Genomic DNA, 19,097 nt, shown 5'->3' on the forward strand with positions numbered 1-19,097 from the left:
CCACCGCCGCCCGCCTAGGCCTGCGGGCGGCTGAAGCCTGGGAGGCCGTGGATCCAGCGGGAGAAGCGCCCCGGAACATGGACGCGGTCTGCCGGCAAATGAAAATCCGGATCGGTGCCGCCTCCCAACGGCAGGTAGAACTCCTGTGCTGCCGCGGTGGCTTGCTGGGCCGGTACAACGGTCGCCCTATCCTGCTGGTCCATCTGGTCCTCCTTAGTGGCTTCGCTCGGCAAAGTTATTCCGTAATGTGAAAAAGAAGTTTTGTAATATGAAATAAGACTAGAACGGTCAGCCGTGGCAGTCAATGGACGCGAGGCCCCCGGTCACAATCGGATTTTTCAGATTGTGATGCACTTCACTGGCATCGTGGGCTACGCTAGTTGCTAATTCGTGGCGCACGTCACGTAACCTGGGAGCAGCAGGCAGGGTTGTAATGAGCTGGCATCAATGGATGTCGGCTCTTTTTTGTTGGGTCGGCGCCACCGGAAACGCGCTTGAAACGCGCGCTTAATTTCAGTGATGGAACCTAGGTTCCACTTACCGGAAGTTGGGAACAGACCATGAGCAGCAAGATCATCCTCGGCGACAACCAGTACGGAAAGGCCGAGGTCCGGGTCGTCAAGATCACCCGCGACACCGACCGCCACGAAATCGAAGACCTCAACGTCACCTCTCAGTTGCGGGGAGACTTCGCAGCCGCGCACCTCGAAGGCAACAATGCCCACGTGGTGGCAACCGACACCCAGAAGAACACGGTGTACGCCTTCGCCCGTGAAGGCGTGGGCTCACCCGAAGCGTTCCTGCTCCGACTCGGCGAGCACTTCACGTCCAGCTTCGACTGGGTCACCGGCGGCCGCTGGGAAGCAGAGTCCTACAGCTGGGACCGAATCCAGGCCCAGGGCTCCGCGCACGACCACTCCTTCGTGCGCAACGGCCAGGAAGTCCGCACCGCGGTCCTGGTCCGCGACGGCGCCACCACGCACCTCATCTCCGGGCTCAAGGACCTGACCGTCCTCAAATCCACCCAATCCGGCTTTGTGGGCTACCCCAAGGACAAGTACACAACGCTGCCGGAGACAACCGACCGTATTCTGGCCACCGACGTCTCCGCGCGCTGGCGCTTCAAGACCGGTACAGATTTCAGCACCCTTGACTTCAACAAGAACTACGACGACGTCAAGGGGCTCCTGCTTGAAGGCTTCACGGAGAACTACTCCCACGCCCTCCAGCAGACGCTGTTCGACATGGGCACCAAAGTACTTGAGGCACACGCCGAGATCGACGAGATCAAGTTCTCCATGCCGAACAAGCACCACTTCCTGGTGGACCTCACGCCGTTCGGCCTGGACAACCCCAATGAGGTCTTCTTCGCGGCGGACCGGCCCTACGGGCTCATCGAAGCAACGGTCCTTCGCGACGACGCCGCCCCCGCCAGCGCCGCCTGGAACGGCATTGCCGGCTTCTGCTAGTAACGTTCCGGCCCGAGCCGGCGTTTTCGGGCCCCTCCATCCGGAGGGGCCCGCCCCTCTGAAAAAACCCACCTGTTAGCCAGACAACGTTAGCCAGACGAAGGCGTCTGCCATGAACCAAGAAAGTCTGCCATGAACATCAAGAAGAAAGCGGCCCCGGCCGCTGCCCGCAAAGGCAAGCATCCCGCCCGTCCGGAAGACGAGCGGCTGCCGATCGCAAGCACCTTTGCCTACGGATTCCAGCACGTCCTCACCATGTACGGCGGCATCATTGCCGTCCCCCTCATCGTTGGCCAGGCGGCCGGCCTGCCAAGCGGGGACATTGGAATCCTGATCGCGGCGGCCCTGTTCATGGGCGGCCTGGCCACCCTCCTGCAAACCATCGGCGTTCCGTATTTCGGCTCCCAGCTGCCGCTGGTCCAGGGCGTGTCCTTCGCCAGCGTGGCAACGATGGTGGCCATTGTCACCGGCCCTGGAGGGATCCAGTCCGCCTTCGGCGCTGTTATCGCCTCCGCCGCCATAGGTTTATTGATCGCCCCGTTCTTCTCCAAGATCATCAGGTTCTTTCCCCCTGTAGTCACCGGAACCGTCATCACCACCATCGGCCTGACACTGATGCCCGTCGCCGCCAACTGGGCCATGGGCGGAAACCGGACGGCGGAGAACTACGGAAGCCTGGAAAACATCGGCCTTGCCGCCATCACTCTGGCTCTTGTCCTGGTCCTCAGCAAGCTCGGCAACGCCACCATTTCCCGGCTCTCGATCCTGCTGGCCATGGTCATCGGAACCCTGGTGGCGGTTGTGACAGGGATGGCCAACTTCTCCAAGGTCGGGGACGGCCCCATCGTCGCTTTCCCCGCGCCTTTCCACCTCGGCGCCCCGACCTTCGAAATAGCCGCCATCATCTCCATGACGATCGTCGTCCTGGTGATCCTGACGGAGACCATGGCCGACATCCTGGCCGTTGGCGAGATTGTGGGAACCAAAGTTGATTCCAAGCGAATCGCAGCCGGCCTGCGCGCGGACATGGGCTCGAGCCTGGTAGCCCCGGTCTTCGGCTCCTTCACCCAAAGCGCCTTTGCCCAGAACGTGGGACTGGTTGCCGTCACGGGTATCCGCAGCCGCTACGTTGTGGCCGCCGGCGGCGTGATCCTCGTAGTACTGGGACTGCTGCCCGTCCTTGGCCGCGTCGTCGCAGCCGTGCCCACCTCTGTCCTGGGCGGGGCAGGCGTCGTCCTGTTCGGCACTGTCGCCGCCAGCGGTATCCGCACGCTTGCCAAGGTCGAGTACAAGAACAACATGAACCTGATCATCGTGGCCACCTCCATCGGCTTCGGCATGATCCCCATCGCCGCACCCGCTTTCTATGACAAGTTCCCGGATTGGTTCAGCACCATCTTCCACTCCGGCATCAGCTCCGCAGCGGTGATGGCCATCCTCCTGAACCTCCTGTTCAACCACCTCAAGGCCGGGAACTCGGAGAACCAGTCGGTCTTCGTGGCAGGGACAGGCCGCGCCGTGCGTGAAGAGGACCTCAAGTGCCTCGCCGAGGGCGACCGCTACGAAAACGGCAAGCTGATCGACTGCGACGGCAACGAAGTCCCCGTCGCATCCACCACCACATCGGAGCACTGATAGCCCGCAGGAACGACCACAAACTGAGCAGGAACTAAAGGTACGACGGCGGCACTCACCAAAGTGCCGCCGTCGTACCTTTTCCTGTCAGTCGTCAAAGCAGGTCAGCGCCAGGATAGTGAGGCGCTGCCATAGCGCTGCGGCGGCGAGCCGTATTCGAGCTGCCGGCCGTCGACCAGCAGCGGCGGCGGGACAAAGGTGAGGTCACCATAATCGCTGGGGCAACTGCGCAGGGAAACGTCCAGGTCCTTTGGCTCCATGCCGGGCGGCGGCGCAGGAGAGCGCATCAACTCCAGGGCGGTGCGCGCCAGGGAGAGGTGCGCGGACCCGCTGATTCCTTGCGCACGGGCGGATACCAGTGCCATGGCCGCCGCAGCCATTCCCAGGCCGGTGGCATAATCCAGAGCCTGGACCGGAAGTGCTCCGGGCCGCCAGTTCCCGCCTTCGCCGCTGCCATAAAGCTGCGAGATGCCCGTTGCCGCCTGCACAATGCTGTCAAAGCCGCGCCGTCCTGCCCACGGGCCGCGGTCTCCCCAGGCATCGAGGGAAACCACCGCGAGCCCGGGAAAGTCTGCCCGCAGTGACGCGGCGTCAAGCCCATAACGTGCCAACGACCCGCCCCGGTAGGCAGTCACCACCACGTCGGCTTCAGCCAGGAGCGACCGCAGCCGCTTGAGGGTGCCGGCTTGTTTGAGGTCAGCAACAGCGCTGCGTTTGGCGAATCCGGTGTCCACGTACTGGTCAGCCAGTTCGGGTAGTTCCGGCGGATCCACCCGCAGGACATCGGCGCCCAGCGCACCCAGGATCCGGGTGCCGGACGGGCCGGCGATCACGCGGGTCAGGTCCAGCACGCGAATACCGTCGAGAACGCCCTTGCCAGTCCACCTACGCCCTGGCCGTTGCGGGGCGGGGCTTGTTTCAGTCCGGATCCACGGCTCGTCCAGCAGCGACCGGCCGGGGGCGGATCCTGCCCACTCCTCCGGCGACCTGACCACCGCCGCCAGCCCGCCCCGTGCGGTTACTGCCTCTTCCACCGCGATGGCGGGACAATCGCGCAAGGCGGCATCGACGTCGTCCGCTCTTGTCACTTCCAGGGCCTGCAGCAGCGCACGTTCATGATGCGGATAGTTGGCGTGCAGCCGGACCCAGCCGTCTGCAGTGCGCCGGAATCCGGACAGCGGGGCGAATCCCACCAGCGCTGCACCGTTGATCCGGAGGTGCGCAAAGGAAGCGAAGGCGGCAGCAACCCCGGCGGACGCCAGCGAGATGGAAGGCCTTATCCCCGACGCCGACGCCGCCGACACGGCCGTGGCCAGCGCCTGGAGCGAGCCCAAGGCCAGGCCCTCAACATCGAGAGGGCCAGCCCACCACCAGCGCGGTCCGGACCAATGCGCAAGCTCAATCTCTGCCGGCAACAGCGGGGCCAGCTCCCGCCACAGGGCAGGAACCGGCTCGTTGGGGCTGGAACCGTCGGTAGGGGCCATAGTCACATTATGGCGGTTGCTCCCACCCGGGCCAGCGGGTCAGCCCAGGTGGACCTGCGGGCGATTGTCACCGTCACTGAACGCCTTTTTGGAAATGGTAATAAGCAGCAGGCCCAGCGGCGCGATCAGGACAGCAGCCACTGCCGCCCACAGGAAAACGGCCGCGTAACCGGCTGTCAGCGCCTCCAGCCTGGGGCCGGCCGTTGCAGCAGTCGCTGCTGCGGCGATGGTGCTGAACAGGGCGATGCCCAGGGAACCGCCAATCTGCTGCGAAGCATTCACCAAGGCACTGGCCACACCGGCGTCGTTCTGTTCCACCCCGAAGAGCGCAAGATTCTGGGTCGGAACAAACACCAGCGCAAGCCCGATACCCATAAGGACCAGGGCCGGCAGCATAATGACCGCGTAGCTGCTGTCCGCCCTGACCTGGGTGAGCCACAGCATGGCTGCCGCCAGGAAGAGCGGCCCCACGGCGAGCGGAATCTTTGCTCCGAGTCTGGGCAGGTTCCTGGCCACCACTCCGGCGGTCACAATCAGCACCGCAGTCATGGGCAAGGAAGCCAGCCCGGCCATGAACGGCGCGAAGCCCAGCACGATCTGGATGTAGTAGTTGATGAACAAGATGCCGCCAATCAGCACCGCACCGGACAGGAACGCTGCCAGGAAGCCGGCCGCACGGTTGCGTTCCGTGGCCACCCGTAGCGGGAGCAGGGGGTGCTTCACGCGCTTCTCGACGGCGATGAACAGCACCATCAGCACCGTGCCGGCGAGGATGAATCCCCAGGCTTCCGGGGAGTCCCAGCCGTGTTCGGCGTTCGTAAAGCCGTAGACCAGGGAGCCCAGTCCTGAAGCAGCCAGTACGACGCCGGGCCAATCGTACTTGGAGGGACCTTCGGCTTTACTCTCACGCACCTTCGCCCACACGCCGGCCAGGGCGATGACTGCGATGGGGATGTTCACAAAGAAGCACCAACGCCAGGACACGTAGTCGGTGAGGAACCCGCCGAGCAACACGCCGATAGCGGCGCCCACTCCGCTGATGGAACCAAAAATCGCGAAGGCGGTGCCACGATCCTTACCGCCAGGGAAGGCCACCGTCAGGAGCGCCAATGCGGCAGGAGCCAGCAATGCCGCAAAAAGCCCCTGCAGGGCCCGGGCGCCAATCAACTCGGAGGTTTGTTGTGCCACGCCGCCGATCAGGGAAGCGACGGCGAAACCGGCCGAAGCAACAATGAACGTTCGCTTGCGGCCCCAAAAATCTGCAATCCGGCCGCCGAGCAGCAGCAGGGCACCGAAAGCCAGGGCGTAGGCCGTTACCACCCAGGACCGGGTCGAGTCGCTGATGCCCAGGTCGATTTGCAGGCGCGGCAAGGCCAGATTCACGATGGTCCCGTCCAGCACCACCATGAATTGGGCCAGCGCCAGGAACACCAAGGCGGTCCACTTGCCCCTGCCTGCGCTCCTGTTTGCGCCGATGCTTGTGCTTTTTTCGGCCGGCCGGGTCTCGGCACTTGCCACTTGTGTTTCCACGCAGGGTCTCCACTTTCAATAGAATTACTTATAAAAGTATAACTATTTTTGCTGAGAGCCCTGACGTGCTTTTGCTCACTCCGGTTCTGCCAGGATGGACGCGAGCCGCTCCAATGCCGGCAGCGCTGCCACCAACTGCTTGCGTTCCGCCGGCAGGAGCCTGGAACCGGCCGAGACTACTGCGTCTTCCCAGGCACCCTCCAAAAGCGACTTGATGCGGATCGCCTCGGGGGCTGGATGCAGGGCAACAAAACGCTTGTCCGACTCGCTGCGGGTCCGCGTCACCAGCCCCCGGTCCACCAGTTCCCGCAACTGGGAACTGGTGTTGCTGAGCTGGCGGCCCAGCCTCGCAGCCACCTCGGCGACGGTGATTCCGGGATGGCGTTCGATGACGCGGATGACGTCCAGGACGCTGCCGGACAGCGGAAGCACGCCGGTTTCCTCATGCGTTTTCCGCCGTACCTCGAAGGAAATGTCCATGATCGACACGGCGAGGGCCCGGTGATCAATCGCCTTTGCCGTCTCGCGCGACGCGCCTTCACTTTCCATTCCCCAAGCATAGGCTCGACGGACACCCGCCCCCCGGTTTCCCTGGGGCTAAGGCAGGGTGCTGAACTTTTCGGCCAGACTCTTGGTCCCCTGCACGAGGATCTGGTCGTCGTCATAGAGAACTGTCTGGGCGGTGGTGTGCCCCCATTTTCCGCCGGGGCGCTTCACAGCCACGATGGTGATCCCGTACTTGTCGCGCAGCCCCAGCACTCCCAGCGGCCTGTCCCGCGCTACTGCAGGTGGGCTGGCCCGGACCATCACGAAATCGTCTTCGAACTCCACATAGTCCAGGATCGATCCGCGGACCAGGTGAGCCACCCTTCTGCCCATGTCATGTTCAGGCCGGATCACATGTTCGACGCCAAGCTGGACCAGGATCTCCGCATGCGGCTCACTGATTGCCTTGGCCCAGATCTGCGGACCGTTGAATTTGAGCAAGCGGGACGTGGTCAGGATGCTGGCCTCGATGTCGGTGCCGATGCCCACCACGGCGCGGTCGAATTCGTGGACGGACAGCTGACGCAGCACTTCTTCCTTGGTGGAATCAGCACGGACCACGTGGGTGAGGAGGCCGTTGAAGGACTGCACAATGTCCTCCCGGGCGTCGATGCCCAGCACTTCCGTGCCCTGCGACTCCAGTTCCAGGGCAAGAGCGCCGCCGAAGCGGCCAAGGCCGATGACGACGACGGAATCCGCCTGGGCACCATGCTCAGCGCTGCGGGTGAAAATGTTCCTAGCCAATGAGCGGCCTTTCCTTCGGGTATTCAAAGAGGACGGGACGGGGGCGTATGGCCAGCGCAACCCCAAGGGTTACCGGGCCCAGCCGGCCGATGAACATCAGGAGGATCAGTACAACCTGGCCGGCAGGCGGCAGCGCCGCCGTGATTCCTGTGGAAAGTCCCACCGTGGCAAAGGCCGAAACAACCTCGAACAGGATCCGCTCCTGGCCGAAGTCCGTGATGAGCATCAGGAACATGGTGGACACCGTCACCAGGGCGATGGCCAGGAGCACCACGGTGATGGCCTGGCGGTGCACGGCCCGGGACAGCCGCTTGCCGAAGATGTTCACGGCGGTGTCGCCACGGAGCTCGGTGGCCAGAATGAAGAACAGTACGGCGAAGGTGGTGATTTTCAGGCCGCCAGCCGTTCCTGCGGGTCCGCCGCCGATGAACATGAGGATGTCCATGCCCATCCAGGACACGGGGTGCATCTGGGAAATGTCGATGCTGTTGAAGCCTGCGGTGCGGGTGATGACGGACTGGAAGAAGCCCGCCAGGATGCGTTCACCGGGCCGGAGGGCACCCAGGGTCGCAGGATTACTCCATTCCACCAGCGTGATGAATACAGTTCCGCAAAACAGCAGCACGCCCGAGCCGACGAGCACCAGCTTGGTGTTCATGCTCCAGTGGACCGGCCTGCGGTACTGGCGGTGCAGTTCGAACAGGACGGGGAAGCCCAGTCCGCCGATGATCACGGCGGCGGCAATCGGCAGGCAAATCCAGGGATCCGTGGCAAAGCCCATCAAGCTATCCGAATAGAGCGCGAATCCGGCGTTGTTGAAGGACGAAATCGAGTGGAAGACCCCTTCCCACAGGGCCCGGCCCAGCGGATAGTCATAGCCCGCCATAAAACGGAGGGTCAGGATGATGGCCAGCGCGCCCTCGGTCACCAAGCTGAACTTCAGGACTCCCAGCAGGACCCGGCGGACATCTCCGAACCCGGCGCTTTTAGTCTCGGCGGCAGCGGAAAGCTTTGAACGCAGGCCAAGCCGCCGGGCAACCAGCACGCCCAACAGCGCGCCGAAGGACATCACGCCAAATCCGCCCACCTGGATCAGGGCCAGGATCACCACGTCGCCGAAGCCGGTCCAGAAAACAGGAGTATCAACGATAATCAGGCCGGTAACGCAGACCGAGGACGTAGCCGTGAAAAGGGCTTCGAGGAACGTCGCCCCTCCCGGCCCCTGTTTAGCGGCCGGCAGCATCAGCAGCCCGGTTCCCACAGCAATGGCGGCCACGAATCCGAGCACAATGATCTGGGCCGGATGCCGCGGTGACAGCGCCTGGAGCGTCCTGCGGACATTGCGGGAAACGGGGTTCAATACGGAGGTGGAGGTCCGTTGTCCTAAAGCGGTCAAGGCTCGCTTCGAGTCGGACATGAGGTGCATAGCCGTCACGCTACCACCGGCGGCGACCGTCACCTGACGGCACCCCAATGTAGGTAGCAGTAGTTGCCGTTTAGAGCGCCCTGAACGGCAACTGCTGCTACCTAGTTGGGGAAGGGTCAGCTTTGGTTGAGCTCCTGCGAGATGGTCTGGGCCGCTTCGCGGAGCAGCGGCACGGCTCGGTCAGCGAAGCCCTGGTCCACACGGGACACGGGGCCGGAAACCGAGATTGCCGTGGGCGTGGGTGCGTTGGGCACAGCCATTGCGAAGCATCGGACGCCGAGCTCCTGCTCTTCCTCGTCAATAGAGTAACCGCGCTCACGGATGAGGTTCAGGTCCGCCAGCAGGGTGTCGACGTCGCCAATGCTCTTGTCGGTAGGTGTGGGCATGCCTGCGCGGGTCACGATGCCGCGGACAACGTCGTCTTCCAGCTGGGCCAGGATGGCCTTTCCGACGCCGGTTGCATGGGTGTGTGCGCGACGGCCCACTTCCGTAAACATCCGCATCGAGTGCAGTGACGGAACCTGAGCCACGTAGATCACCATGTCCGAATCCAGCACGGCCATATTGGAGGTCTCCCCCAGCCGGTCCACCAGGGACTTCAGCTGCGGGCGCGCCAACGCGCCCAGCTGCTTGTTGGCGCCTTCACCCAGCCGGATCAGCCGGGGCCCCAGCGCATAGCGCCGGTTGGGCAGCTGGCGGATGTAACCCAGCGAGACCAGTGTGCGCAGCAGCCGGTGGATGGTAGGCAGCGGCAGCTCCGTGGAGGACGAAAGCTCGCTCAGCGTGACGTCTCCGCCGGCGTCGGTAATCAGCTCCAGCAGTTCGAAGACGCGCTCCACTGACTGAACGCCTCCATTGGCTTTCTCGGCCATAACCGGTTCTCCTGTGCATCAGCCGGGGACGTGGGATGTGGACTCAGGGCGACAAACAATATCCACATCGTGAAAGTCCTTAGAACCCCAACATACCTCAAAGAGGTGCGGGGCAGCTATTGCCGCCCCAGCTTGTAATTCCACTACGTAGATAATAATATCCATAATACGAAAACATTCAGTTTCAGCAGGCCGCCCGGCGACGGGTCCTAACCAGGAGGAACATTCAATGGCGAACCCTAATCCCGGAAATTCCATCACCCTGCGCGTAGAAGCCCCGTCCAGCTTCAGCGCCACCAGCGAACTTGCCGCGGCCGTGGGCCAGGCCGGCGCCGCAATCACCGCCCTTGACGTCACCGAATCCCACCACGACACCCTGGTGGTTGATGTCACCTGCAACACTACTGACGACGCCCACGCTGCCCGCGTGAAAGATGCCCTTGACGCGCTGGACGGCGTCACGGTCCAGCACGTCTCGGACCGCACCTTCCTGATGCACCTGGGCGGGAAGCTTGAGGTTGTCCCCAAGGTCGCCCTGCGCAACCGCGACGATCTCTCCCGCGCCTACACTCCCGGCGTCGCCCGCGTCTGCATGGCCATCGCCGAGGATCCCGCCGCGGCCCGCAACCTGACGGTCAAGCGCAACACCATTGCCGTGGTCACCGACGGCTCCGCCGTGCTGGGCCTGGGAAACATCGGCCCCGCCGCTGCCCTGCCCGTCATGGAAGGGAAGGCTGCGCTGTTCAAGCAGTTCGCCGGCGTCGACGCCTGGCCTGTCTGCCTGGACACCCAGGACACCGAAGAAATCATCCGCACGGTCAAGCTCCTGGCCCCGGTCTACGGTGGCGTGAACCTTGAAGACATCGCCGCACCCCGCTGCTTCGAGATCGAAGCACGCCTGCGTGAAGAACTGGACATCCCGGTGTTCCACGATGATCAGCACGGTACTGCGATCGTCACGCAGGCAGCCCTGGTGAACGCCCTTCGCGTTGTGGACAAAAAGCTCTCGGAGGTCAGGATCGTCGTCTCCGGCGTCGGCGCCGCGGGTTCGGCCATCATCCAGCTCCTCAAGGCCCAGGGCGCGCAACACATCGTTGCCGCCGGCCGTTCCGGAGCCATCCACTCCGGCGAAAAGTACGATGACGACCACCGCACCTGGATTGCCGCCAACACCAACGAAGAAGGCTTCTCAGGCACCCTGCACGAGGCCCTGAAGGGAGCTGACGTGTTCATTGGCGTCAGCGCACCGAACATCATCGGCGAGGAACAGCTTGCGTCCATGGCCGAAGACGCTATCGTGTTCGCCATGGCCAACCCCACGCCCGAGGTCGATCCCGTCCTCGCGTCCAAGTACGCGGCCGTCGTTGCTACAGGACGTTCGGACTTCCCCAACCAGATCAACAACGTGCTGGCATTCCCCGGGTTCTTCCGCGGCCTGCTGGACGCCGGAGCATCGGACATCACGCCGGACATGCTGGTTGCCGCTGCCGAAGCCATCGCCAACCGCGTAGCGGATGATGAACTCAACGCCAGCTACATCATCCCCAGCGTCTTCGATCCGCACGTGGCCGCCGATGTCGCCACCGCTGTAGCCAACGCAGCACGCGCCAACGCGGCAGCAGCAACAGCCGTAACCGCCTAGACCGCAGCCCTACGAAAGGACCACACCATGGCTCTTACAGTCACCGATCCGCAGCCGATCGAACGGGCAGGGGAGATTCTGACCGCGGAGGCGCTGGCCTTCGTCGAGGAGCTGCACCAGCGCTTCGCAGGTACCCGGGCCGAGCTCCTGAAGGCACGCGTTGCCAAACGCGACGAGGTGGCCCGCACCGGCCGCCTGGACTTCCTGCCGGAGACCCGGGACGTGCGCGACGGCGACTGGAAGGTTGCGCCTGCCCCGGCGGCCCTGCAGGACCGCCGGGTGGAAATGACCGGCCCGGCGGCGCCAGCCAAGATGGCTATCAACGCCCTGAATTCGGGAGCCAAAGTGTGGCTGGCCGATATGGAGGACGCGAGCACCCCCACCTGGGCCAACGTCGTCGAATCCGTGCTGAACCTGCGCGACGCCGCAGCCGGCACTCTTTCGTTCACCTCCCCGGAGGGCAAGGAGTACCGGCTGCGCACCGACGCACCGCTCGCCGTCGTCGTCACCCGCCCGCGCGGCTGGCACCTGGCTGAAAAGCACCTGCTGCTCGACGGCGAAAACACCGTGGGTGCGCTGGTGGACTTTGGGCTGCACTTCTTTCACACCGCCAAGCAGCTGCTGGAAAACGGCCATGGCCCGTACTACTACCTGCCCAAGATGGAGAGCCACCTGGAGGCCAGGCTGTGGAACGACGTATTCGTTTTCGCCCAGGATTACCTGGGCATTCCGCAGGGCACCATCCGCGCCACAGTGCTGATCGAGACCATTCCGGCCGCTTTCGAGATGGATGAGATCCTCTACGAGCTCCGCGACCACGCCTCAGGACTGAACGCGGGCCGCTGGGACTATCTGTTCAGCATCATCAAGTACTTCCGTGACGCCGGGGAGCAGTTCCTGCTGCCGGACCGCGCTTCCGTGGTGATGACGGCGCCGTTCATGCGCGCCTACACCGAACTGCTGGTCAAGACCTGCCACGCCCGCGGAGCCTTCGCCATGGGCGGCATGGCAGCCGTAATCCCCAACCGCAAGCAGCCGGACGTCACTGCTGCGGCCTTCGAGAAGGTCCGGGCGGACAAGACCCGCGAAGCCCACGACGGCTTCGATGGCTCCTGGGTGGCGCACCCGGACCTGGTGCCCACGTGCCGGGAAGTGTTTGATACGGTGTTGGACGGCAAGCCCAACCAGCTGGACAAGCAGCGCCCCGAGGTCAACGTCACCGCTGACCAGCTGATCGACGTCACCTCCGCCGGCGGAGAAGTCACCGAGGCCGGCCTGCGCGCCAATCTGTATGTGGCCGTGGCGTACACAGCGGTGTGGCTCTCCGGCAACGGCGCCGTGGCCATCCACAACCTGATGGAAGATGCCGCCACCGCGGAAATTTCCCGATCGCAGGTGTGGCAGCAACTGCGGAACAAGGCGGTACTGGCGGACACCGGCGCCACCGTCACGCCGGAACTGGTGGAGCAAATCCTGGCCGAGGAGACCGAACGCCTTCGCGGTGAAGTGGGCGAGGAAGCCTTCACCAGCTTTTACGCTCCCGCCTCCCGCCTGATTGCGGACATCTGCCTCTCCGAGGACTACACGGACTTCCTCACCCTGCCGGCCTACGAGCTGTTGGGCTGAGCCGTGGCCGGAACTTCCCTGACGCCTACGGACCTCGCCCGGATCGACGCCGCCCTCGAGGCTACGGACCAGCTCCTGGACCGCAACTACCCGGGCGATGACGGCACCCGGCAGCCCATCCACACGGTTTATGTTCCCGCGGACCGGTTTACGCCGTCGTTCGTGGCCGACTGGGGCGCCACAGCGCTGGCGGCGGCAGACGCCCACGGCGGACTCGAGAAGCTCGGCGCGCTGCTGGGCCAATCTACGGAGCTGGCCTCCGCCGTCGCTGTCCGCGTGGCCCGGAAGCTCGCCGAGGAACCCATCGAGGATCTTCGCCTGGACTTCGAGGACGGTTACGGGGACCGCGGTGATGCAGCGGAAGACGCCGACGCCGTTGCTGCCGCGCAGGCCGTTGCCGCTGCGGTCGCAGCCGGGACCGCTCCGCCGTTCATCGGCATCCGTTTCAAGTGCTTCGAGGCCCCCACCCGGGCCCGCGGCCTCCGTACGCTGGACCTGTTCGTGTCCACGCTGGCCCGGCTGGGCGAGTTGCCCGCCGGGTTGATCCTCACCCTGCCCAAGGTCACCACGGTGGCGCAGGTCCAGGCAATGGACGACGCCGTGACCCGGCTGGAGGAGGTTTTGGGACTCCCAGCGGGCAGGCTCCGCTTCGAGGTCCAGGTGGAAACGCCCCAGCTGATCCTGGGACCCGACGGCACCTCGCCGGTAGCCCAGCTGCCGCATGTGGTGCCGGGCCGGATCAGTGCCCTGCACTACGGCACCTACGACTACAGCGCCTCGCTGCAGATATCGGCCGAGTACCAGTCCATGGAGCATCCTGTGGCGGACTTCGCCAAAGAAGTGATGCAACTGGCAGTGGCCGGGACGGGCATCCGGCTCTCCGACGGTTCCACCAACATCATCCCTGTAGGTGAGAACGTGGAGAACGCCTGGAAGCTGCACGGCCGGCTGGTCCGCCGCTCGCTGGAACGCGGCTACTACCAGGGCTGGGACCTGCACGCGGCCCAGCTGCCCAGCCGCTTCGCAGCCTCCTACGCCTTCTACCGTGAGGGTTTTCCGGCTGCGGCAACCCGGCTCCGCAATTACGTCGAACGTACCGAAGGCGGGGTGATGGATGAGCCCGCCACCGCCCGTGCACTTGCCGGTTTCATTCTCCGCGGCGTCCAGTGCGGAGCCATCGGCGACGAAGAGGTGCAGGCGATGGCCGGCGTCGAACTTTCCTCCCTGACTGTCCTGGCGCACCCGCGGCTGGCTCAGTCCACTTCCACGTAAGGATCCATTGATGGGCAATTACTACTATCCGCAGGGCGGCCTGCCGCCGCAGACCCACCTCACCACCGAACGCGCGATTGTCACGGAGGCCTACACGGTCATTCCCAAGGGTGTGATGACGGACATCGTCACCAGCAACCTGCCGGGGTTCACGAACACGCGCTCCTGGATCATTGCCCGCCCCATCTCCGGTTTCGCGACCACATTCTCCCAGCTGATCGTGGAGATTGCTGCCGGCGGCGGTGCCCCGAAGGCGGAGTTCGAGGCCGGCGTCGAAGGCGTGATCTTCGTGACCAAGGGCCGGGTCAACCTCACCCTTGACGGCGAGCTGCACCAGCTCGAAGAGGGCGGCTACGCATACCTTGCCGCCGGTTCCGACTGGGGAGTGGAGAACGTTTCCGAGGACATCGTGTCCTTCCACTGGATCCGCAAGGCCTACGAGCGGCTTGAGGGCTACGAGGCCAAGTCCTTCGTGACCAACGAAAAGGACGTGGAGCCCACCGCGATGCCGGACACCGACGGCGTTTGGAAGACCACCCGCTTCACGGACTCCAACGATCTGGCCCATGACATGCAGGTCAACATTGTCACCTTCCAGCCCGGCGGCGTCATCCCGTTCCCGGAAACCCACGTGATGGAGCATGGACTGTACGTGCTCGAGGGCAAGGCCATGTACCTGCTCAACAACGACTGGGTAGAGGTAGAGGCCGGGGACTTTATGTGGTTGCGCGCCTTCTGCCCGCAGGCCTGCTACGCCGGCGGTCCCGGCCAGTTCCGCTACCTGCTGTACAAGGACATGAACCGCCAGGTCCGCCTCACCGGTTCCCCGCTGCCGGGCTGAGCCCCACCAAGACAGACGGGAACGCACGACGGCGGGAGGTTCCGGCGTCGTGCGTTTCTGTTTCCAAGCGGGCAGCGCTGGATCAATTTGCTGAAGTGGCAAGATTGTTTGCCTTCTCGGCTGTGCGTAGGAAAGCTTGCTCCAGGAGGTTCTCATGCACAAGAACAAGCAAGCTGACGTGACCACTGATGGCGGACGCGTCGCCGGTCACACCACCCCTGTAAATTTCTGGGAAAACCGCTATCAGGAAGCCGGGACCATCTGGTCCGGGCGGGTAAACGCCACCACGGCCGACGTCGTCACCGGGCTCTCGCCGGGGAAGGCACTGGATCTGGGCTGCGGTGAAGGTGGAGACGCGGTCTGGCTTGCGCAGCAAGGGTGGGACGCGCTCGGCCTCGACCTTTCCCGCACCGCCATTGGCCGGGCAACCGCCGCAGCCAGCGCCGCCGGCCCGATGCCCGGGAACGTTCGGTTCGACGCCGTCGACCTGGAAATCTGGGCTGGCCAGGACGAGTACGACTTGGTGACCGCGTCCTTCTTCCACTCCCCCGTGGCCCTGACCAGGGAAAAAATCCTGCGCAACGGAGCATCCTGCGTGGCTCCCGGCGGCCACCTGCTCATCGTGTCCCACGGAGCCGTTCCGCCCTGGGCACCCGCTGAGGCCCATCAGAACCACCATTTCCTCACCCCAGAAGAGGAGATCGCCCAGCTGGAACTCGACAGCGAGCTGTGGGAGGTGAGGATCGCGGAGGTTCGTGCCCGTAAAGCCACCGGCCCGGACGGTACGGAAGCCACGCTCGACGACGCCGTGGTTCTTATCCAGCGCCGAGGGACCGCCTAACGCATAGCCGGGGACAATGGTTCCTATCCGCCGTCTTAGCGGAATGTGAGCCTGCTCTCACCCCGGCACAATCCCTCCCTCCGCCGCGTTGTATAAGTAGCGGAGGGAGGCCACTGTGATCATAGTTTTGACCGGAATCGACGGTTCCGGGAAGTCCACTGCGGCACAGGCCGTGGTCGAATCCGCCAGGTCACGGGGCCAGGACGTGCTGCTGCTGGCCAATTACGCCGGCCGCCGCACCATCACCGGATGGAGCGGCAGGACCGGTATCCGGCTGCCGCTCCGGCTCATGGACACCATCGAAACCAGCATCCGCGTTTTCAACGTCCTGCTCTCCCACTTGCGGGCTTCCCGGTTCGACGGCCTGGTGGTCATGGACCGGCACCTGCACTGCCAGCTTGCCCTGCGCGTTACAAAAGGCCTTCCGCGCGGATGGTTACTGCCCTGGCTGCTCCAGGTACTTCCCGCGCCGGACGCCATCCTCCACCTCGACGTCCAGCCCGCCACCGCCTACCAGCGCATCAACCACCGTGGAATTGACGAGGAATCGCTGGCGGACCTCACGGCGCTCCGCTCTGCTTACCAGCAGCTGCCCGAATACCGGAACTTCACCGTGATGGACGCCAACGGATCAGCGCACGACGTCGGCACCCGGCTTTCGGAGCTTGTGGCCGATGGGCGGCGCCAGCCCGTCTAGGGTTGCTCCGTCTACACCCCCAACCAACACGGACGCTGTCTCCCGCGCCCGGCCTGCCCGTGAGCACCGTCCCCGGTGCCAGGGACGGCACTCACCGTGATTCATCCCGCCGTCGTTTTAGACACAGGAATTTCGTTTGCCTGGGATTCAGCTTCTCTGTAGGGGCGTAGCCGGAGCAGCGCTACGGCGGCAAGAAGGACCACCACGGCTACGCCAATGTAGAGCTGCAGGGGCTTCCATCCGTTGTCGAGCAGGGCGCCGACGGCGATCGGAGCGAGAATTGCCCCCACCCTTCCGACGCCAATACCCCAGCCCACACCTGTAGTACGGACACCGGGCTCGTAGGTCACGGGAGCCACGGTGTAGAGACCGGCGATGCATCCGTTGACGAGCATTCCCACTACCACGCCGGAGGAGAAGGCCAGCAGGGGCAGGGAGGTGGTCGTGATGAACAAAACCAGAGTCACGGAGGAGAGCACCGTGAAGGCTATCAGGGTCAGCCGTGCGTCCCAGCGGGTGGTTAGGGCGCCGTAGAGCAGCGAGCCGAGGGTACCGCCCATGGTGAGCATGAGGCCGCCGATAATGCCCTGCTGCTCTGTCATCCCCGATTCCACCAGCAGGCGCGGCGTCCAGGAGTTGGCGAAGTAGAAGGAGAACATGAGGACGAAGAAGGAGATCCACAGCAGGATGGTGGCTGTGCGGTACCGGGGGCTTAGGAGTTTAGCTACGCTGCCTTGTTGCTTTCCAGAGCTGACGGGTGCGGAACCGAGTTCCACGTGGCCCTCCAGGCGCAGGCGCCGGGCAATGCGCTGGAGTTTCTGGACGACATCCTGGGGACGCCGGGCGCGAAGGTAGTCAACGGACTCCGGCAGAAGGACTACAACCAGGGCTATCCCCACAAGGGTCAACAGACCACCGACCAGGAACACGGAGCGCCATCCGAAGGCCGGGATGAGCTGGGTGGCTCCCATGCCGCCCAGGGTGGCGCCGACCCCATAGCCGGCGGTGAAGATACTGACGGCCAACCCGCGGCGGCGGGCGTTTGCGTACTCGCTCGTGATCACCGTGGCAGAGGCGAGGATCCCCCCTACGCCCAGCCCGGTGATGACCCGCCACAGTCCAAGCTCAACGGCGGAATGTGCCGTGGTTGATAGGAAGAGGCCCAAGGCGTTGATGGCCAACGCGACAATGAGGATCTTACGCCGGCCGTAACGATCGGCGAGAGGACTGAGGACGAGCGAGCCAACAGCCATGCCGATGAGGCCCGCGCTGAGCAGCCAGCCGAGCTGCGCGCCGGATAGTCCGAACTCCTTCGTGACGGACGTCGCTGTGAACGCCATGGCCAGCACGTCATAGCCGTCGAGGGCGTTGAGGAATGTGGTCACTGCAATGATGAACCACTGGTACGACGACATTCTGGATGTGTCGATCTGCTTTCGGATGTCCATGGTACTGATGCCTCTCAGGGGACGTCGATGGTGAGGACAGCGGGGCGGTGAGCCGGATTTGCGCCCGGCTCGTTGGCAACCACGCGTGAAACGCAGCAGCACATCTTTGTGTTGGGTTCCTTTTGCCGATCGGAGTAGAAGACGTCGCGATGGTCTATCCGCCCGGCGAGCTCAAGAACCTTGACCTGGCACAGGCCACACTCGCCTTTGCGGCAGTCTGACATCATCTCCACGCCCTGGCGCTGGAGGGCCTCGAGCACGGATTCGTCCGAGCCAACAGAGGCCTCCACCCCCAGCCGCGGTATCCGGACGGTAAAGGGTTCAGCCTGGTACCAGCCACTGTTACCAAAGGTTTCGTAGCGTAGGCTCGTTGGCTCAAGTTCCCGTTCCATCCAGGCGCGGCGCACGGCGTCCATAAGCCGGATCGGCCCGCACATGTACAGCTCGGCATCCTCAGACGCTGAGCCTACGAGGGCCTTCACATCTAAAGAGGTACCCTCCGCGTCAATGTGCGCCTCGAGGCGGTCCCCGTGCAGGGTGGCGAGGTTATCGAGGTAGGCCATGGACTCACGGGAACGGGCCACGTAGACCAGGCGGTAGTCCGCGCCCAAGCGTCGCAGGAGTGCGGCCATACCGGCAATAGCGGTGATGCCGATGCCGCCGGCAAGGAGGATGTAGGAGGACGCCCCGATCCGTAGCGGGAAATTTTGCAACGGTTGGGTGATTGCGAGGACCTGCCCGGGCTGGAGTGTGTGCATGAACACTGACCCTCCGCGGGACGTCGGCGTCTTGAAGACGCTGAGGGCCAGATGCGTGCCGTCTTCCGCAGCATCGACTACGGAGTAGGAACGGACGTGCTGCCCGCCGCCGATGGTCGTACGTACGTCTATATGCTCGCCCGGCCGTACAGGCATAGGGAGCTCCGGACGCAGGACGACACGGCGGATGTTTTCGGCGACGTCGGATACCGAGCCGACGACGGCCTGCTGCCAGAGAATGTGGTGGGAATCAGCCACGATGCGCC

At 64.2% G+C, this 19,097-nt stretch carries 17 protein-coding genes; 8 read left to right on the top strand and 9 right to left on the bottom strand.

Annotation, left to right across the window (positions count from 1 at the left end; all coding sequences use genetic code 11):
• Positions 1-14: 14 nt before the first annotated feature.
• Positions 15-203 carry a hypothetical protein gene (locus AC50X5_RS08585; protein ID WP_494975669.1) on the bottom strand — a complete coding sequence of 63 codons (189 nt, stop codon included), beginning with the start codon at positions 201-203 and terminating at the stop codon, positions 15-17.
• A 357-nt stretch (positions 204-560) separates the two neighbouring features.
• On the opposite strand from AC50X5_RS08585, the gene pucL reads away from it, so the two are divergent.
• Both pucL and AC50X5_RS08595 read left to right on the top strand, forming a co-directional pair.
• Positions 561-1,469: a factor-independent urate hydroxylase gene (gene pucL, locus AC50X5_RS08590; protein ID WP_494975670.1), complete on the top strand. Its 909-nt coding sequence runs from the start codon at positions 561-563 to the stop codon at positions 1,467-1,469.
• A gap of 132 nt (positions 1,470-1,601) precedes the next feature.
• Positions 1,602-3,104: a nucleobase:cation symporter-2 family protein gene (locus AC50X5_RS08595; protein ID WP_494975671.1), complete on the top strand. Its 1,503-nt coding sequence runs from the start codon at positions 1,602-1,604 to the stop codon at positions 3,102-3,104.
• Between the two features lie 104 nt (positions 3,105-3,208).
• Here the strand turns inward: AC50X5_RS08595 and AC50X5_RS08600 are convergent, their stop codons facing one another.
• The 6 genes from AC50X5_RS08600 to AC50X5_RS08625 all read right to left on the bottom strand — a co-directional run bounded on the left by AC50X5_RS08600 (position 3,209) and on the right by AC50X5_RS08625 (position 9,706).
• Entirely contained in the window at positions 3,209-4,588 is a 1,380-nt protein-coding gene (locus tag AC50X5_RS08600; protein WP_494975672.1) for a CoA transferase, read from the bottom strand.
• A gap of 39 nt (positions 4,589-4,627) precedes the next feature.
• Positions 4,628-6,118, bottom strand: a complete 1,491-nt coding sequence (locus AC50X5_RS08605) for an MFS transporter (RefSeq protein WP_494975673.1) — start codon at positions 6,116-6,118, stop codon at positions 4,628-4,630.
• Between the two features lie 75 nt (positions 6,119-6,193).
• The gene (locus tag AC50X5_RS08610) at positions 6,194-6,667 is read right to left on the bottom strand and encodes a MarR family winged helix-turn-helix transcriptional regulator (protein ID WP_494975674.1); all 474 of its coding nucleotides are present in this window, start codon (positions 6,665-6,667) and stop codon (positions 6,194-6,196) included.
• 48 nt (positions 6,668-6,715) lie between these two features.
• Positions 6,716-7,408, bottom strand: a complete 693-nt coding sequence (locus tag AC50X5_RS08615; RefSeq protein WP_494975675.1) for a potassium channel family protein — start codon at positions 7,406-7,408, stop codon at positions 6,716-6,718.
• Complete coding sequence (locus tag AC50X5_RS08620; protein WP_494975676.1) at positions 7,401-8,834, bottom strand: TrkH family potassium uptake protein; 1,434 nt, start codon at positions 8,832-8,834, stop codon at positions 7,401-7,403. Before AC50X5_RS08620 ends, AC50X5_RS08615 begins: the two co-directional genes overlap by 8 nt.
• Positions 8,835-8,950: 116 nt before the next feature.
• Complete coding sequence (locus AC50X5_RS08625; RefSeq protein WP_494975677.1) at positions 8,951-9,706, bottom strand: IclR family transcriptional regulator; 756 nt, start codon at positions 9,704-9,706, stop codon at positions 8,951-8,953.
• 229 nt (positions 9,707-9,935) lie between these two features.
• On the opposite strand from AC50X5_RS08625, the gene AC50X5_RS08630 reads away from it, so the two are divergent.
• The 6 genes from AC50X5_RS08630 to AC50X5_RS08655 all read left to right on the top strand — a co-directional run bounded on the left by AC50X5_RS08630 (position 9,936) and on the right by AC50X5_RS08655 (position 16,625).
• Positions 9,936-11,348, top strand: a complete 1,413-nt coding sequence (locus AC50X5_RS08630) for an NAD-dependent malic enzyme (RefSeq protein WP_494975678.1) — start codon at positions 9,936-9,938, stop codon at positions 11,346-11,348.
• Between the two features lie 27 nt (positions 11,349-11,375).
• Entirely contained in the window at positions 11,376-12,974 is a 1,599-nt protein-coding gene (aceB, locus tag AC50X5_RS08635; RefSeq protein ID WP_494975679.1) for a malate synthase A, read from the top strand.
• Positions 12,975-12,977: 3 nt separating this feature from the next.
• Complete coding sequence (locus tag AC50X5_RS08640; protein ID WP_494975680.1) at positions 12,978-14,246, top strand: DUF6986 family protein; 1,269 nt, start codon at positions 12,978-12,980, stop codon at positions 14,244-14,246.
• Positions 14,247-14,256: 10 nt separating this feature from the next.
• On the top strand, positions 14,257-15,087 hold the full coding sequence (locus tag AC50X5_RS08645) for a bifunctional allantoicase/(S)-ureidoglycine aminohydrolase (protein WP_493983504.1): 831 nt from the start codon (positions 14,257-14,259) through the stop codon (positions 15,085-15,087).
• A gap of 154 nt (positions 15,088-15,241) precedes the next feature.
• On the top strand, positions 15,242-15,928 hold the full coding sequence (locus tag AC50X5_RS08650) for a class I SAM-dependent methyltransferase (protein ID WP_494975681.1): 687 nt from the start codon (positions 15,242-15,244) through the stop codon (positions 15,926-15,928).
• 115 nt (positions 15,929-16,043) lie between these two features.
• A complete protein-coding gene (locus AC50X5_RS08655) occupies positions 16,044-16,625 on the top strand; it encodes a nucleoside/nucleotide kinase family protein (protein WP_494975682.1) in 582 nt (193 codons plus the stop codon).
• 101 nt (positions 16,626-16,726) lie between these two features.
• Here the strand turns inward: AC50X5_RS08655 and AC50X5_RS08660 are convergent, their stop codons facing one another.
• On the bottom strand, positions 16,727-18,073 hold the full coding sequence (locus AC50X5_RS08660; protein ID WP_494975683.1) for an MFS transporter: 1,347 nt from the start codon (positions 18,071-18,073) through the stop codon (positions 16,727-16,729).
• A 14-nt stretch (positions 18,074-18,087) separates the two neighbouring features.
• Positions 18,088-19,089, bottom strand: a complete 1,002-nt coding sequence (locus AC50X5_RS08665) for a PDR/VanB family oxidoreductase (RefSeq protein WP_494975684.1) — start codon at positions 19,087-19,089, stop codon at positions 18,088-18,090.
• Between the last annotated feature and the right edge of the window lie 8 nt (positions 19,090-19,097).

This window comes from Pseudarthrobacter sp. MDT1-40-2 (assembly GCF_059383595.1).

What these genes read in the sequence shown, in the direction of transcription:
- AC50X5_RS08585 (WP_494975669.1), bottom strand. Translation starts at nt 203, where the DNA reads ATGGACCAGCAGGATAGGGCGACCGTTGTACCGGCCCAGCAAGCCACC.
- pucL (WP_494975670.1), top strand. Translation starts at nt 561, where the DNA reads ATGAGCAGCAAGATCATCCTCGGCGACAACCAGTACGGAAAGGCCGAG.
- AC50X5_RS08595 (WP_494975671.1), top strand. Translation starts at nt 1,602, where the DNA reads ATGAACATCAAGAAGAAAGCGGCCCCGGCCGCTGCCCGCAAAGGCAAG.
- AC50X5_RS08600 (WP_494975672.1), bottom strand. Translation starts at nt 4,588, where the DNA reads ATGGCCCCTACCGACGGTTCCAGCCCCAACGAGCCGGTTCCTGCCCTG.
- AC50X5_RS08610 (WP_494975674.1), bottom strand. Translation starts at nt 6,667, where the DNA reads ATGGAAAGTGAAGGCGCGTCGCGCGAGACGGCAAAGGCGATTGATCAC.
- AC50X5_RS08620 (WP_494975676.1), bottom strand. Translation starts at nt 8,834, where the DNA reads ATGCACCTCATGTCCGACTCGAAGCGAGCCTTGACCGCTTTAGGACAA.
- AC50X5_RS08625 (WP_494975677.1), bottom strand. Translation starts at nt 9,706, where the DNA reads ATGGCCGAGAAAGCCAATGGAGGCGTTCAGTCAGTGGAGCGCGTCTTC.
- AC50X5_RS08630 (WP_494975678.1), top strand. Translation starts at nt 9,936, where the DNA reads ATGGCGAACCCTAATCCCGGAAATTCCATCACCCTGCGCGTAGAAGCC.
- aceB (WP_494975679.1), top strand. Translation starts at nt 11,376, where the DNA reads ATGGCTCTTACAGTCACCGATCCGCAGCCGATCGAACGGGCAGGGGAG.
- AC50X5_RS08645 (WP_493983504.1), top strand. Translation starts at nt 14,257, where the DNA reads ATGGGCAATTACTACTATCCGCAGGGCGGCCTGCCGCCGCAGACCCAC.
- AC50X5_RS08650 (WP_494975681.1), top strand. Translation starts at nt 15,242, where the DNA reads ATGCACAAGAACAAGCAAGCTGACGTGACCACTGATGGCGGACGCGTC.
- AC50X5_RS08660 (WP_494975683.1), bottom strand. Translation starts at nt 18,073, where the DNA reads ATGGACATCCGAAAGCAGATCGACACATCCAGAATGTCGTCGTACCAG.